Source organism: Arcicella rigui, assembly GCF_034929435.1.
GTDB classification, from domain to species: Bacteria; Bacteroidota; Bacteroidia; order Cytophagales; family Spirosomataceae; genus Arcicella; species Arcicella rigui.
Genome location: NZ_JAYFUM010000012.1, coordinates 27632 through 41251, shown reverse-complemented (window position 1 = coordinate 41251; position 13620 = coordinate 27632). Strand labels below are relative to the sequence as shown.

The 13620-nt window shown below is 34.4% G+C and carries 13 protein-coding genes and 3 tRNA genes; 4 read left to right on the top strand and 12 right to left on the bottom strand.

What is annotated here, in order from left to right; all coding sequences use genetic code 11:
* Positions 1-15: 15 nt before the first annotated feature.
* From VB248_RS11745 to VB248_RS11700, 10 genes are all read right to left on the bottom strand, one after another.
* Positions 16-1140, bottom strand: coding sequence for a glycosyltransferase family 4 protein (locus VB248_RS11745; RefSeq protein ID WP_323296973.1), 1125 nt, complete (start codon positions 1138-1140; stop codon positions 16-18).
* Between the two features lie 102 nt (positions 1141-1242).
* Positions 1243-1794, bottom strand: coding sequence for a WcaF family extracellular polysaccharide biosynthesis acetyltransferase (locus tag VB248_RS11740; protein ID WP_323296972.1), 552 nt, complete (start codon positions 1792-1794; stop codon positions 1243-1245).
* Positions 1791-2696, bottom strand: a complete 906-nt coding sequence (locus tag VB248_RS11735) for a glycosyltransferase family 2 protein (protein ID WP_323296971.1) — start codon at positions 2694-2696, stop codon at positions 1791-1793. Before VB248_RS11735 ends, VB248_RS11740 begins: the two co-directional genes overlap by 4 nt.
* Positions 2696-3844, bottom strand: a complete 1149-nt coding sequence (locus VB248_RS11730; RefSeq protein ID WP_323296970.1) for a glycosyltransferase — start codon at positions 3842-3844, stop codon at positions 2696-2698. Before VB248_RS11730 ends, VB248_RS11735 begins: the two co-directional genes overlap by 1 nt.
* 4 nt (positions 3845-3848) lie before the next feature.
* On the bottom strand, positions 3849-4898 hold the full coding sequence (locus tag VB248_RS11725) for an acyltransferase family protein (protein WP_323296969.1): 1050 nt from the start codon (positions 4896-4898) through the stop codon (positions 3849-3851).
* Positions 4880-6037 carry a glycosyltransferase family 4 protein gene (locus VB248_RS11720; protein WP_323296968.1) on the bottom strand — a complete coding sequence of 386 codons (1158 nt, stop codon included), beginning with the start codon at positions 6035-6037 and terminating at the stop codon, positions 4880-4882. Before VB248_RS11720 ends, VB248_RS11725 begins: the two co-directional genes overlap by 19 nt.
* Positions 6038-7393 (bottom strand): hypothetical protein, encoded by a 1356-nt coding sequence (locus VB248_RS11715; protein WP_323296967.1) that lies wholly within the window; start codon positions 7391-7393, stop codon positions 6038-6040.
* 191 nt (positions 7394-7584) lie between these two features.
* A tRNA-Arg gene (locus tag VB248_RS11710) sits at positions 7585-7658 on the bottom strand.
* 96 nt (positions 7659-7754) lie between these two features.
* Positions 7755-7828: transfer RNA gene (locus VB248_RS11705), tRNA-Pro, on the bottom strand.
* Between the two features lie 34 nt (positions 7829-7862).
* A tRNA-Ser gene (locus tag VB248_RS11700) sits at positions 7863-7950 on the bottom strand.
* Positions 7951-8329: 379 nt separating this feature from the next.
* On the opposite strand from VB248_RS11700, the gene VB248_RS11695 reads away from it, so the two are divergent.
* The 4 genes from VB248_RS11695 to VB248_RS11680 all read left to right on the top strand — a co-directional run bounded on the left by VB248_RS11695 (position 8330) and on the right by VB248_RS11680 (position 12133).
* Complete coding sequence (locus VB248_RS11695; protein ID WP_323296966.1) at positions 8330-9022, top strand: hypothetical protein; 693 nt, start codon at positions 8330-8332, stop codon at positions 9020-9022.
* A gap of 178 nt (positions 9023-9200) precedes the next feature.
* On the top strand, positions 9201-10415 hold the full coding sequence (locus VB248_RS11690) for a pyridoxal phosphate-dependent aminotransferase (RefSeq protein WP_323296965.1): 1215 nt from the start codon (positions 9201-9203) through the stop codon (positions 10413-10415).
* Positions 10416-10544: 129 nt separating this feature from the next.
* Positions 10545-11324, top strand: coding sequence for a queuosine precursor transporter (locus VB248_RS11685; RefSeq protein WP_323296964.1), 780 nt, complete (start codon positions 10545-10547; stop codon positions 11322-11324).
* Positions 11325-11371: 47 nt separating this feature from the next.
* A complete protein-coding gene (locus VB248_RS11680) occupies positions 11372-12133 on the top strand; it encodes a hypothetical protein (protein WP_323296963.1) in 762 nt (253 codons plus the stop codon).
* Between the two features lie 38 nt (positions 12134-12171).
* Here the strand turns inward: VB248_RS11680 and VB248_RS11675 are convergent, their stop codons facing one another.
* Both VB248_RS11675 and VB248_RS11670 read right to left on the bottom strand, forming a co-directional pair.
* The gene (locus tag VB248_RS11675; RefSeq protein ID WP_323296962.1) at positions 12172-12900 is read right to left on the bottom strand and encodes an esterase family protein; all 729 of its coding nucleotides are present in this window, start codon (positions 12898-12900) and stop codon (positions 12172-12174) included.
* Positions 12901-12984: 84 nt separating this feature from the next.
* A complete protein-coding gene (locus VB248_RS11670) occupies positions 12985-13605 on the bottom strand; it encodes a GDSL-type esterase/lipase family protein (RefSeq protein WP_323296961.1) in 621 nt (206 codons plus the stop codon).
* Between the last annotated feature and the right edge of the window lie 15 nt (positions 13606-13620).

The following is a 13620-nucleotide window of genomic DNA, read 5'->3' as shown; positions in this document are numbered from 1 at the left end:
TCGCTGACTTTTTTTTTACAGATTCACTAAATTTTCAGTCTTAGCTGAAATTTGTTTGGCAGTATTGCTACCTTTCAAAATATGTGCCGCCCACATGTATAAGCCAAACAAAGCACAAAGTATATACAGAGAGGTTGTATTATGCGTTTTTTGACTAATGACTAAAAATAAGCCAGTAGAAAAAATCGTAAACGACCAAAGGACTAAAGAAGCCTGAAAGTGTGATAATCCGCTATCAATCAATAAATGATGTAAGTGATTTCTATCAGCTACGAAAGGTGATTTTTTATTCTTCAATCGAATAATAAATACTCTGAGTGTATCAAAAATGGGTACAATAAGTACAACAATGGCTAAAATTGGAGCGGCAAAATAACTATTAGGGTCGAAACGATATTGAATATTGAGTTGAATAAAACGTACAGCAAAGACAGCCAGTAAAAAACCAACAATCAACGAACCAGTATCGCCCATAAAGATTTTAGAAGTTTTAGAGAAATTGAACCTCAAAAAACCCAACAAAGCACCCGCCATTGAAGCCGCCAAACAAGCCAAAGCATAATGTTGATTAAGGTAAAACCAAATACCAAAAAGTCCGCCAGCTATCATGGCAATTCCTCCCATCAAGCCATCAATCCCGTCAATTAAATTAACTGCATTGATAAGTGCGATAAATACAAAAACCGTAAGCGGCAAGCTGATGAAGTACGGAACAGAGTAAATGCCAAATATGCCAAAAAGATTTTCGATTCTTAAATCTCCTAAAACCACCACCAATAAAGAAGCGGCAATTTGTACATACATTTTTTTCTTGGGTGCAAGTATCAGAATATCGTCTTTTACTCCTAAAAAGAAAAGAATGACTACCGATGAAATAGAAAGGTGTACGAGTTGTCCTTCGTCAGGATTTTCCCATAAAAAATAACTTATCAGCATTGATGCAAATACTGCAACACCGCCTAAAGTTGGAGTAGCTTCTTCGTGTGAACTTCGTTCGATAACATTTGCCATTAAATTTTTCAAACGAGAAATATTAATAATAACAGGTATTGCAGTAATAGAAGTAGCACAAGCCACCATTGCTGATACAATGATGTGAAAAAGGTCACTATTGTAAAATATCCAGAATAGTTGATTCATTGGTATTAAATTATTGTATCCACAAAGAGGTATCCATTCAATGGATTGAGTATTAAAACTCAGTCAAATTACAATTAAAATTGAGAAGTACCAAACTGTTTACTATTTGATAACCCTCTTCCGAACCTCTTGTGCTGGATTTCCTTGAAAAACCGTGTAGGCTTCCATAGACTTAGTAGCCACAGAATTTACCGCCAAAACTGCATGCGATTTAGCCCTCACTCCCGGACAAACCACTGATTTTGCTCCTATCCAAACACCTTCTTCTAAATGAATTTCACCCACCATCAAATCAAAAGTACTTTTGGTATAATCATGGTTTCCAGTCAAGAGCATTGCACCTTGCGAAATACAAACATTATTTCCGATACTTACTTTTACAAGATTATCAATCCAAACCATTTCGCCAATCCAAACATAATCTCCTACTTCCAAAAACCACGGATATTTTATCAATACTTGTGGCTTTATCATTACTCCTTTCCCAATTTTTGCCCCGAATATTCTGAGGATAAAAATTTTAAATGATACTGGTAAAGGCAGATTTGAATGCAAACAAATTGAACCAACTATATGCCACAGCGTTCGTTTGATAAAGCTTCCGGGCTTATACCAAGCATTGTTGTACTTTGATAAATCTGTTGTTAAATTCATTTACTTAAATCTTTTTGGTACTCGTCTTTAAAGAATTGTACGATGGCACTTTTCTCTTTTCCTGCTCGATGATATACTTCATACACTTTGGCATCTACCAAAAACCGATACCAAAAACCTTGTAAAAAATGCCAAATAAAGCCTTGTTTGCCGTCTAAAAAGCCAAATCTGACAAAATAGCGATAAATAAAGTAGAAAATCGGGCGGAGAAACAGAGGTACTGAAGCATATTTTACTTTTAAAAATCGAGTTCTTTGTTCTTGTGTACCAAAGAATTTTGGTTCTACCGACTCAAAATTTCTGAAATTATATTTGATATTTAATAAATCAATTACTTCACGAATGGCATAAAGATTATGCTTTTGTGTCCACCAAGTAAGGTTGTTTAAATTATGGTCAACAAGGTCGTTTTCTAATTGTTTTGTGTTTCCTTGTGTCAGCGTAATGTGTTCGTCCATCCAACTTTCTTCACAAGCTCCTTGTCCATTACGCCAAATTCTTAATAGCCAAATTGGATAATATGCTCCGTGACGAATCCATTTATCCATAAAAATTACTCTTCTTTTAATGTACAATCCACTGGTTTCATCTGAAAATGTAGCTAATTTCTGATTGATTTCAGCGGCTAATGCTGGTAAAACGTACTCATCAGCATCCATTCTCATCAGCCATTTGGTCTTGAAGGGATTGTTTACTATGCCAAAATTGAATTGTACTGCATAATTTACCCAAGTATTCTGTACAACTTTTGCTCCTAAAGCTTCTGCTATTTCAACCGTTTTATCGGTTGAACCTGAATCTACAATGAAAATTTTATCAGTAAAAGCCTGCAAAGATTCTACACATCTTTTGATATGTTTTTCTTCGTTAAAAGTAAGGATAATGACGGTAATGTCTTGCATTATTTTTTCTTGACTATTTTCTTAAATTCATTTAATAAATTGAGTGCCACCAACTCTATATCGTACTGTTTTTTCACTAATGCTTTTCCGTTTTCAGCCAAAAGTTTGCAGTACTGTTCATCATCAAGCATTCGGTTAAGCCCTTCTACCACACTTTTTTCGTCTAAATCTACCAAATGAGCCGCCTGATTTTGCCTAATGGCTTCTCCAAATCCTACTCTATCCGACAACAAAGATGGTACACCCGAAATCATAGCCTCTAAAGTAGCAATCGAAAAACCTTCAGAATAGGAAGGTAAAACAAAAATATCAGCATCAGCAAAGGCTTCTAATTTATCATTGCCTGTTAGCATTCCTACTAAGTAAATACTTTTTTGTAGGTTATTTTTTTCAATAAACGCCTTTGTTTCAGCTAAATAACCATCATCTGGACCAGCCAAAACCAAAATACAGTCTTGTCGCTGCGAAGAAATTTTCTGAAATGCAGGTAACAATAAATCCAAGCCTTTCTTGATATTCAATCTGCTCAGAAATAAAATTATTTTAGGCTCTTTGGGCAAATTAAATTTATCTCTAAAAATGCCTTTGGCTGGTAAATTATCAAAATTCGACAGATTCATGCCATTCGGAACAATGGCAACGTTGGGATGTTGATGCCCTAAAAAACCTAATAAATCTTGCTTTTCGTCGAGATTATTAATTTGTATAAGTTCCGTTTTATCTAACAGTCGTTTCTGAAAAAAAATGGCAAATAACTTCTTTTTCCAGTAACCATTCGCCAAAGCCCAACGGTCGAGTAAGCCATGAATCGTCACACATTTTGGCGTTTTTACGCCTGCCAAATAAGGAGCAAGCCCAGCAAAATGCCACAATCCATGAATATGAATTACATCATATTCGTTGCCATGTTGCTTTAACCAAAAATATAATTCTGGCGAAAATTCAGCCCAAAATCTTGCTAACCAATGTCTTTTACAAACTATTACTTTTGCTCCTTCGGGTACTGCATATAATTTTTGTCCTTCCGAAAGTGGCGTTAAAATGGTTACTTCTGCTCCATGTTTCATCTGAACCACTGCATGGTCATAAATGATTTTTGGCGGGCCGCCAATATCCCACGAGTATCCACAAATATTAAGAATTTTCATAGGTTTATGCTTTCGTAATGGTCGATAAGTACTTAGACAATGGTTTTTCTATTTTTTTATGAATAAAAATACTAATCAATACTGTGATAATAATAATGAAAATATTGTACAAAACCGCTGCAAGGTTTGATACTTCCCAGCCTATGATGGAAGGAATTTTATTCATCAATAACAACAAGGGAAAATGAATCAAATACAAAACATAGGAAGCGTCGCCCAGTGTTATCGTAAATGAAGGAATCCGTATTGCTTGATTATTTTCTAAATTCAACATCGCTATCAACAAAAAAGCTGAGGGAACACCAAAAGTAAGTACTCTTTTCTGATAGTCGTAGTCGATGATGTCGTAGCCATAATGGATAATTATCGCCAAAGAAATCACAATGAGTAGTACTGAAATCCAATTTTGAAACTTGATTTTATCATAAAACTGATAAATCAAAAAGCCGAACATAAACTCTAAATTATAGCCACTAAAGATAAAATTGAAGTGTTTTCTGTATTCATCATGAATAAAAATGATATTGTATAAAGAAACTAATATCAACAAAATCGGGATGAAACTAAGCCTGCGAGAAATAATCAATAATGAAAAACACAGGTAGAAAAAAAGCTCATAACTTAAAGTCCAAGTAACTGGATTAATAGCGAAATGAAGCGGTGTTAGAAAATAGGTCTGTAAAAAAGCTGAAATTGTATAAGGATAACCTATATTAAAAACATCTTTTTGAAGAATCAAAGTAATGAACCAACTCAAGCCAAAAAGTACTGTCAATACAATCCAATAAATTGGATATACTCTCAACAATCTTTTTTTCAGATATTTACCTAAGGTTGAAGGATTATCTAAATAGTTTTTACTGGTAAAATGTATGATAAAACCACTAATTACAAAGAATAAATCTACTCCTGCAAAACCGAAATCAAAAAAATCTCCGAGAAAAGTAGTGGTAAAATAGCGTTTGATGTAGCCTCCGATATGGTAAACCACCACTACAAAAGCGGCAAGCCCTCTTAAAAATTGTATTGAATTGATTACTTTCTTGGACGACATAATTGTTTGTAGCCTTCAAACATTTCTTTAGCAACATTTTCAGGCGAATATTCTTGGATAATTTTTTTGGAAGCTTCAGACATTTCAAGAGTATTTACTTCCTTATTCATAAATTTTAGCAGTTTTTCGGATAGTTCAGTCATTTTTAAAGGTTGGAATGTAAAACCATTCAAACCAGCCTGTACTAAATCATAAGCTGAACCACATTTTTCAGAAACTAAAACAGGTAAACCGCAAGCCATTGCCTCATTTACGACTAAACCCCACGGTTCTGAGTAACTTGGTAAAACTAAAACATCACTCAAGGATAAGTAAATGGGGACTTCTTGCCAATTTACGCCTTCAAAAAAAAACACTTTTTGAATATTTTTTTCGGCTACTTCTTTTTGCAAAACAGATTTTTGCTCGCCAGTTCCCAAAAATATTAATCCCCAATCAGCATTACTTTTGTTCTGAGCAATGGAAAACGCCTCTAAAAGTCGAACTAAATTTTTAAATTCTATCAATCGCCCAACAAAAATAAAGTTATGAGTAGGTAAATTTAGCTCTTGCTGTCTGCGTTCACGCAAAGGATATGCTTTTGAATAGATTTCGGCAAGTAAAGTATTATCTACACAATTGCGATTAACTAACATTTGGGATTCTTTTCCTCCCAAAGTCATCATATAAGCTTTCGAGAGTTTTCCGAAATTAAAAAATCCGTTGAATTGACTAATAATTAATCGTTTGAAAGTTTCTTTCAGAAAACTTCTCTGATGGTCGCCAGCCGTTGATTCGTTTGATAAAACGGTTTTGATTCCATTTAATTTGCAATAAATCAAAGCAACCCATGAAGCTATATCATAATAACCCGTAAGATTTACAAGGTCTGGCTGATAGCTTTTGATGGTTTTTAGAATACCAGTTATTCTATCTTTAAGACTTAAATCTTCTAAAATTCCTTCAGAAAGTAATTGATACTTGTATTTATGTTGAAACAAAGCGGCATCACCAAGCCCTACTCTACTCTTTTCAATACTTGCCAACTGCAAAACCAATAAATCAAAATCAGTATTTTGATTGGCGATGTTTTGTAATTCGTTAAAAATAATGGCTTTGTAATGGGCCCAAAGTTGATTGTGAATTATTAAAACCTTCATTTATGAAGCAGCTAAAGGTGTTTGTGGAGAAGGTTCTGTATAAGGGTTTTTCACAGCTACTGGCGTTTTTACAAAATACTTTATGCCTAAAAAACGCATCATTACGGCGAAAATAAACCAATATGCTGTACCAAAAGGCTCGCCTCCCGTGAAAATTCCGACAAAATAGGTCAAGTAAAAGTAGCCCAAAAACATTGTAAAAGTATTATTCTGACTTTTCATCGCTTTTAGTGCCTCAATAAAAATCATTAAATTCATCAGACTAAAAGCCAAAAAACCTAAAACACCTAAATCCGTAAGGGTTTCTAATACAGGTATATCTATGTAAAAATACTTAAAGCCGCCGCCAAAAAGAAAAAGCCAAGGATTATCAATAAAGGTCTTTTTTACTACTTCAAGGTTATTAATCCTCCCCATGGCCGACAAATCTACGTTTTCTTCATCAACCATGCCAAAAGCCGTAAGCATTGCTTTGGTAAAAGTAGTCAGAAAAGTTTCGTAATATAAATTGATAATATTCACCAAGTGTGGCTGACTACTGATAAAGTAAATAATCAACCAAATGACAAAGGCTATCATCAACAAATTACGAGGCTTAATCAGCACAGAAACAGCTTTTTGAATTGTTTTTTTAGAAGTATTAAAATAAACAAAGAGCATTAGCGAGAACAAAAAGGCAAGTAAAATAGAACGAGCCTGAGCCAAAATAAGTACGACTCCCGATAAAATTAAGTTGAGTGAAGATAAAATTTTCCAAAAGAAACTTCGCTGTTTCAGCAAAAAATAAGAAGAATAAATACCTGCAAAAGCATTCCTTGCATAAACGTGCGGATTACCACTTGAAGTAGTAGTACCGTCTCCAAAAACAACTGTCGCTCTTTGTCCAATCACAAAATAAGGATTAGTTGCCATTGAATAAATCAAACAAATACTTCCAAAAAAGGTAAAAATAACTACAATTGGCAGGAAATAGTCTTTAATTTCATTTGAAACACTTACCAGTAAAAATAGAAAGACGAAAATGAAGATAAAATTTCCTAAATCTCTATAAAAAACGTAAATGTTTTCGCTAAAAAAACCGAAGTAAGGATTAAAGAAAAGATAATAAACAAAAGCCAGAAACAGGAAGTAAAACGCAAGTCTTGTAATAGGAATATTGGGTTTCCAGAATTTACGAAAAATATCTTCTGGAGCAATCATCAGTACTAAGCCCATCACTAAACTAAAAATAGTAAAAACAGAACTCCCCCCGAAACCTAAAACTTCTTTAAAGAAAAAGATTAAAGGATTGCCCATAAAAACAATGAACACTCCTAATGATTGACGACTATATTTAAAATCAAAATACTCTTTCATGTTACAAAAATAATAATTCTAAATTGTTACTCGAAACTCTTGCCAAAAACCTTTTCGGTAAACACAAAACAATCCTATTGGAATAGTAACGAACATTAGATTCGGTGGAGTACATTTTTTTATTGTAAACAGCTTGTAGTGTAAAACAAAAAAGCCACTTGAAATATTTATCCAAGTGGCTTTTAATTCTGTGATTCCATCAGGATTCGAACCTGAGACCTACTGCTTAGAAGGCAGTTGCTCTATCCAGCTGAGCTATGGAACCTAAACAAAAATGTGTTAATCTGATTTTTTAAGGAGTTGAAAATCAAGGAAATGTAATTTTCAAATTCTCAAATCTTCAAACTAACACATTTAAAAGTCGGGGTGGCAGGATTCGAACCTACGACCTCTTGGTCCCAAACCAAGCGCGATACCGGGCTACGCTACACCCCGAAAATTTCCCTTGCTTAAAATTTTTATTTCTAAGCGGAGAGTGAGGGATTCGAACCCTCGGTACCCTTGTGAGGTACGGCAGTTTAGCAAACGGCTCCTTTCGGCCTCTCAGGCAACTCTCCTTAACACATTTTGTATCGCTTGTGATACTGTCGTTGTGTTTAGGTGATGCAAAGGTACGGCGATTTTTCTATTTAGCAAGCCCTCTTTCAAAAAAAAATTGAAATAATTTTTCTCATTTTTTGTACAAATTGGATACAGAATTGAAAATCAGAATGTTATTTGAGTACTTAAGTCGCTAAAAAAAATCAATATTTTTTCAACTTTTTTTTAATTCTTTATATTTCTAACCTAATTTTACTGATAAACATAGGGGATTGGCTAAGCTCAGATGTCAGATTAATAACATTTAGCTTACATAATTTTATGAAAAAAATATTCATTTACTTCTGCCTTTTAGTTTTTTTTGGTTCAATTTCCTCTTGTTCTTCTATTAAAACCATGAGTTTACGCCCTATCGAGCAAGAAAGTATTTTTGCTGATGGTAAAGAAATCGTAAAAAAAGAGGATAATGGTTTAAAGATTGTTGCTTCTTATGATGGCAGCTATCACGATTACATGGTTTTTGACGTTGAAATTTTCAACAATTCAGATTCTGCTATTGCTATTTCTCCTAAAAATTTCAGAGCTTTTCCGCTTGATAGCCAAAAACAAAATTTACGTACTGCCGATGGACAATCTATTTTTGAGTACGAGGGCATAGAACCCGCTGAAGAAGTTGAGGTGGTAAGAAATAAAATGGACTACCAAGAAAGAAAACTGAAACGAGCTAAAACTGTCAATACGATTCTCTTTATAGGTGGATTGTTAACCTCTATATCAAGCCAGTCTTCTCGTGGAAATTCAGAAAGATTCATTAGAAGCGTAGATATTGGGCAGACAATGATGAATGTTTCACAAGTAAAAAGAATTGCTGACCACCAAGAATTTTATTCTAAAATGGACAGACTCGAACATGAGTATCGTACTTGGTCAAGTGAAGGTTTTAGAGCAACAACACTTGCTCCACACACTTCTATCAGAGGTGGCGTTTTTATTGAGGCAAATCTTCAAGCGAAGTTTGTTCAGATTAATTATCTTACTCCAACACACAATATCGACTTCTTATTTGAGCAATCATTTGCCAAAAAGTAATCTAAAATACTCCTTTTCAGCAAGGTTTATCAAAACATATTAAGTTTTGGTAAACCTTTTTTTATGTTCAATTAAGTGTATTTGCTTATTTTTTATGACCTTTGCAAACTCAAAATTGAAAACCCTCTTTCGATACTTTTCAAATGGTTTTCAATCCACAATGAAACAATAATATTGCATGGAAATCTTAAAAAGTAGTCGTCTTGATTCACTACGCTACGATATTCGTGGGCCAGTTTACGAAAAAGCTCTTCAATTACAACGTGAAGGCTACAAAATCACTTCGTTAAATATTGGCAATCCGGCGACATTTGGTTTTGAAACGCCCGAGGAAATCATTCATGACATTATCATGAACATTCGCAACGCACAAGGATATGCTGATTCCAGAGGACTTTTCGCCGCCAGAAAGGCCGTAATGCAATATTATCAAAGCAGAGGTGTAAGAAATATCGAAATTGAAGATGTATATATCGGAAATGGTGTGAGTGAATTAATCTCATTGGTCATGACGGCTTTGCTGAATCCAAATGATGAAATTTTAATTCCTTCGCCTGACTATCCACTTTGGACGACCTCTGTGGGTTTGGCTGGTGGCACGCCAGTGCATTATGTCTGTGATGAAGCTTCTGATTGGAATCCTGATTTGAAAGATATTGAATCAAAAATCACTAAGAAAACTCGTGGTATTGTTTTGATTAATCCAAACAATCCAACGGGTGCAGTTTATGACAAAGAAATTGTAGAAGGTATCGTCAGAATTGCAGAAAAACATAAATTGATTGTGTTTGCTGATGAGATTTATGATAAAATTCTTTACGACGGAGCAGTTCATCATTCAACGGCTGGGATGTCGGAAGATACTTTGATTGTAACCATGGGCGGTATGTCGAAAAACTATCGTGCGGCTGGTTTCCGTGGTGGATGGATGATTTTGACTGGTGCTAAACACAAAGCAAAATCTTATGTTGAAGGGCTTACTTTCTTGGCTTCAATGCGTTTATGTGCTAATGTTATTACACAATATGGTATTCAAACGGCTTTGGGTGGCTATCAATCTATTAATGATTTGGTTGCTCCAACTGGTCGTTTGTACAAACAAATGCACTTGGCTTATGAAAAACTGATAGCCATTCCAGGCATTACTTGTGTGCGTCCGAAAGGGGCCATGTACTTGTTCCCTAAAATTGATTTAAAACAATTTGATTTTAAAAATGATGGTGATTTTGTGTTGAGTTTGCTGGAAGACCAAAGAATTTTAGTAGTTGGCGGGCGTGGCTTTAACTTCAAAGAACCCGACCATTTTAGAATTGTTTTCTTGCCACATTTAGAACAATTAGAGCTTGCCATGAATAAAATTGCTCTTCATTTCGAGAATCACCGTAAAAAGTAGGGCTTTGAAGAATTGTTGCTCAACAATTTTTAACATATTTTGTTATCTTCGTAAAGAGGTTGGATGCTTCAAACATCTAACCTCTTTTGATTTTTAATCAAAATAAATCATAGCTCAATTCTTAACCACATGAATATCAACACATCCCTTCTTAGCTCTAAAAGAACTCAATTATTTATTTTCCTCTTTGGGATTTTTCTTTCAAACGCTATTGTAGCAGAAATAATCGGTGTAAAAATCTTCTCTGTTGAATCTACTTTTGGTTTTGAACCCTTACATCTTCAAACATTTTTAGGTACTTGGGACATCAACCAAACTGCTGGAGCTTTAAACTGGCCTTTCGTATTTATTACTTCTGATATTATTAATGAATACTTTGGCAAAAAAGGTGTCAGAAAAGTTTCCTATTTAACTTCGGGCTTTATTGCATACTGTTTCCTTATTATTTACGGAGCAACTTTGCTTACTCCTGCCCCATTTTGGTTAGAAGTAAACAAAGGCACTGATAATTTTAATATCGATTACGCTTTTGGAAAAATCTTTAGACAAGGATTAGGCATCATTACGGGTTCATTGACGGCCTTTTTGATTAGCCAATTATTAGATGCTTATGTATTTCATGCCATTCGTAAAATTACTGATGGCAAAAAAATATGGTTGCGAGCTACGGGGTCAACCTTGGTTTCGCAATTAATAGATAGTTTTGTGGTGATTGGTATTGCCTTTGTCATTTTTGGAAATTGGACGATTGAACAGTGGCTTTCTACTTCTTTGAACAGTTATTTGTACAAGTTTTTCACTGCCATTTTAATGACTCCTCTGATTTACTTAGCTCATAATTTAATTGATAAGTTCTTAGGAAACGAAGAATCCGACCAATTGTTAAAAGAAGCTTCTAATCAAGTATAAATATTTCATATTCAATACTTTAAAGTATTTTACTTCAAATAGCGTAAATGTCCGTTTACGCTATTTTCCTATTTTTTATGCAAAAAATCTTTTCGCTTTTCTCTTTTAATCACAATTCAGAAAGTAAAAAATTACAACTACTTTACGCCTTTGGCTTTACTTTTTTCACGGTTATAGCTTTAGGTATAGACTCCGTTGCGTTCAAAAATCACTATTTTGATGGTAGAAATGTTACCAACATTTTAGCCTTTATATATTTCTTCTTGATTTACTTTGTTTCAGACAAACACTTGAAAAAGTTGATGTTTGTGATGATTTTTTTGTCGTACCTCGGTGAAGTAATTTTCAGTACTATTTTAGGAATGTACTTATATCGAACAGAGCAAATTCCTTTGTATGTACCTTTCGGACACTCAATTGTGTATGCCAGCGGATTTATTTTTGCTAAAACAAATTGGGCAAAAGCCAATGAATTACTGCTCAGAAAAATCTTTATCGCCTTCTTTTTAGTACTTTTCCTCTGCGTTGGCTTTTTCTTGAATGATTACTTCTCACTCATTTTCGGGGTATTTTTCTTTGCGATTCTAAAAAGAAAAAAGATGGACAACCTTTATTCGTTCATAGCCCTGTGTGTGATTTTTATTGAATTAGTGGGTACTTATTTTCAATGTTGGACTTGGATTCCAAAAACGTTTGGTGTAATTCCTGCCGCCAATCCGCCAATGGGAGCTATCTTTTTTTACGCAGGGGGCGATGTACTTTTGGTGAAGATTGTAAGTTTGATAGAAAAGCGAAGTGAAAAAAAATAGTCTCCACAAAACTGATTACATTTTATGAAGACTAATTTTTATAAGTACAATTGCACCATTTTACGCCAATAACGAGCTCTGTGAGCTTCCTCGTCCCAAACGTAAAGTTTATTTACAATACCTTTTCGCCAAAGAATATCGCTAAAGTATTTATTGTTTTCTAAGAAAGCATCGTCCTGACCGATTGCCAAAACGAACTCTAAACGTCTCAGTTCATGCAGAATTGCTTCGTCGCTAATATTCGGAATAAATTGAACTGGCGTGTTGAAGTAAATATTTTCATCATGGTAGCCATCAAATAAATCTTTGAAAACGCCTACTTCCCATGTTAAATCGTATCTGCCGCTCATTCCTACCACTTTCGTGAAAAACTGCGGATACTTCGTTGCCACATTTACAGCATGATAAGCTCCTAAACTACAACCAGCAGAAATCATCGTCATATCTGGATTAAGTTCTCTGGTAAAAGGCAATACTTCGTGGATAATGTACTGTTCGTATTGAATATGCCTTTGAATACGAAAACTTGGCGAACTATCTTTAGCATAAAGACTTTCAGTATCTACGCTGTCAACACAGAAAATCTGTAAATAGCCAGCCTCAATTTTATCTTGGATAGCTTCAATTACACGCCAATCTTCATAGTCATAAAATCTTGCCCCACGAGTTGGAAAAAATAAAACCCTCGCTCCTGCATGACCAAAAACCAGCATTTCCATGTCTTTTTGTAGATGGTTGCTATACCATTTATGATACTCTCTTTTCATTCTTTTCTAAAATTTTGGTTTAGAAATATTTTTAAAAGTTTGAATTTCAACAGTTTCTAAATCTACCATTTCCGCAAAGCTATTTTAGTATTTAAAACTAATTGAATTGATATTCGACAAATGTTTTACAAGCTCATCTTTCAAAACATTATGTCCTGCCTTGTTGAAATGTAAGCCGTCTTGCTCGAAATACTGATGATTGGGCTTTTGGTCTTTTCCAATATAATAATCGTAAATATTCACAAAATGAAGGTTCGCTTCTTCTCGTTTCTTGATTTCTCGTTCGATAATCATATTGGTATATTTTACTTGGTCGTTCAGATACCAACGTTGTGGACTTGGTTTTATCGACACATAAGTACAGTCAATTGCTCCGTATTTTACTTTGATTTTATCGAACAATTGAAAAAAGAAAAGGTAAATTTCTTCGGGATGGCGATTGTTACTTAAATCATTATCACCAGCATAAACAATGATGGATTCTAAATTTTCGTATTGAGAAAATACTCTTTCAAAATACCAAGCACAAGCCGCCAGCGTAGAACCACCAAAACCAAGATTTACTGGAAAAAAAGTATCAAAATCTTGATAGATACTTTTCCAAAGCGTAAAAGTTGAACTCCCATAAAAAGCAGTTTTGGGTTGATAATCCAGTTGAATGCGTTCTCGTTCTAATCTTTTAACGTCTTCTTCGTACCAAAACATAGCCTTAGGATTTAT

What these genes read in the sequence shown, in the direction of transcription:
- VB248_RS11735 (WP_323296971.1), bottom strand. Translation starts at nt 2,696, where the DNA reads ATGCAAGACATTACCGTCATTATCCTTACTTTTAACGAAGAAAAACAT.
- VB248_RS11685 (WP_323296964.1), top strand. Translation starts at nt 10,545, where the DNA reads ATGAATATCAACACATCCCTTCTTAGCTCTAAAAGAACTCAATTATTT.
- VB248_RS11740 (WP_323296972.1), bottom strand. Translation starts at nt 1,794, where the DNA reads ATGAATTTAACAACAGATTTATCAAAGTACAACAATGCTTGGTATAAG.
- VB248_RS11670 (WP_323296961.1), bottom strand. Translation starts at nt 13,605, where the DNA reads ATGTTTTGGTACGAAGAAGACGTTAAAAGATTAGAACGAGAACGCATT.
- VB248_RS11715 (WP_323296967.1), bottom strand. Translation starts at nt 7,393, where the DNA reads ATGAAAGAGTATTTTGATTTTAAATATAGTCGTCAATCATTAGGAGTG.
- VB248_RS11725 (WP_323296969.1), bottom strand. Translation starts at nt 4,898, where the DNA reads ATGTCGTCCAAGAAAGTAATCAATTCAATACAATTTTTAAGAGGGCTT.
- VB248_RS11745 (WP_323296973.1), bottom strand. Translation starts at nt 1,140, where the DNA reads ATGAATCAACTATTCTGGATATTTTACAATAGTGACCTTTTTCACATC.
- VB248_RS11675 (WP_323296962.1), bottom strand. Translation starts at nt 12,900, where the DNA reads ATGAAAAGAGAGTATCATAAATGGTATAGCAACCATCTACAAAAAGAC.
- VB248_RS11695 (WP_323296966.1), top strand. Translation starts at nt 8,330, where the DNA reads ATGAGTTTACGCCCTATCGAGCAAGAAAGTATTTTTGCTGATGGTAAA.
- VB248_RS11730 (WP_323296970.1), bottom strand. Translation starts at nt 3,844, where the DNA reads ATGAAAATTCTTAATATTTGTGGATACTCGTGGGATATTGGCGGCCCG.
- VB248_RS11690 (WP_323296965.1), top strand. Translation starts at nt 9,201, where the DNA reads ATGGAAATCTTAAAAAGTAGTCGTCTTGATTCACTACGCTACGATATT.
- VB248_RS11680 (WP_323296963.1), top strand. Translation starts at nt 11,372, where the DNA reads ATGTCCGTTTACGCTATTTTCCTATTTTTTATGCAAAAAATCTTTTCG.
- VB248_RS11720 (WP_323296968.1), bottom strand. Translation starts at nt 6,037, where the DNA reads ATGAAGGTTTTAATAATTCACAATCAACTTTGGGCCCATTACAAAGCC.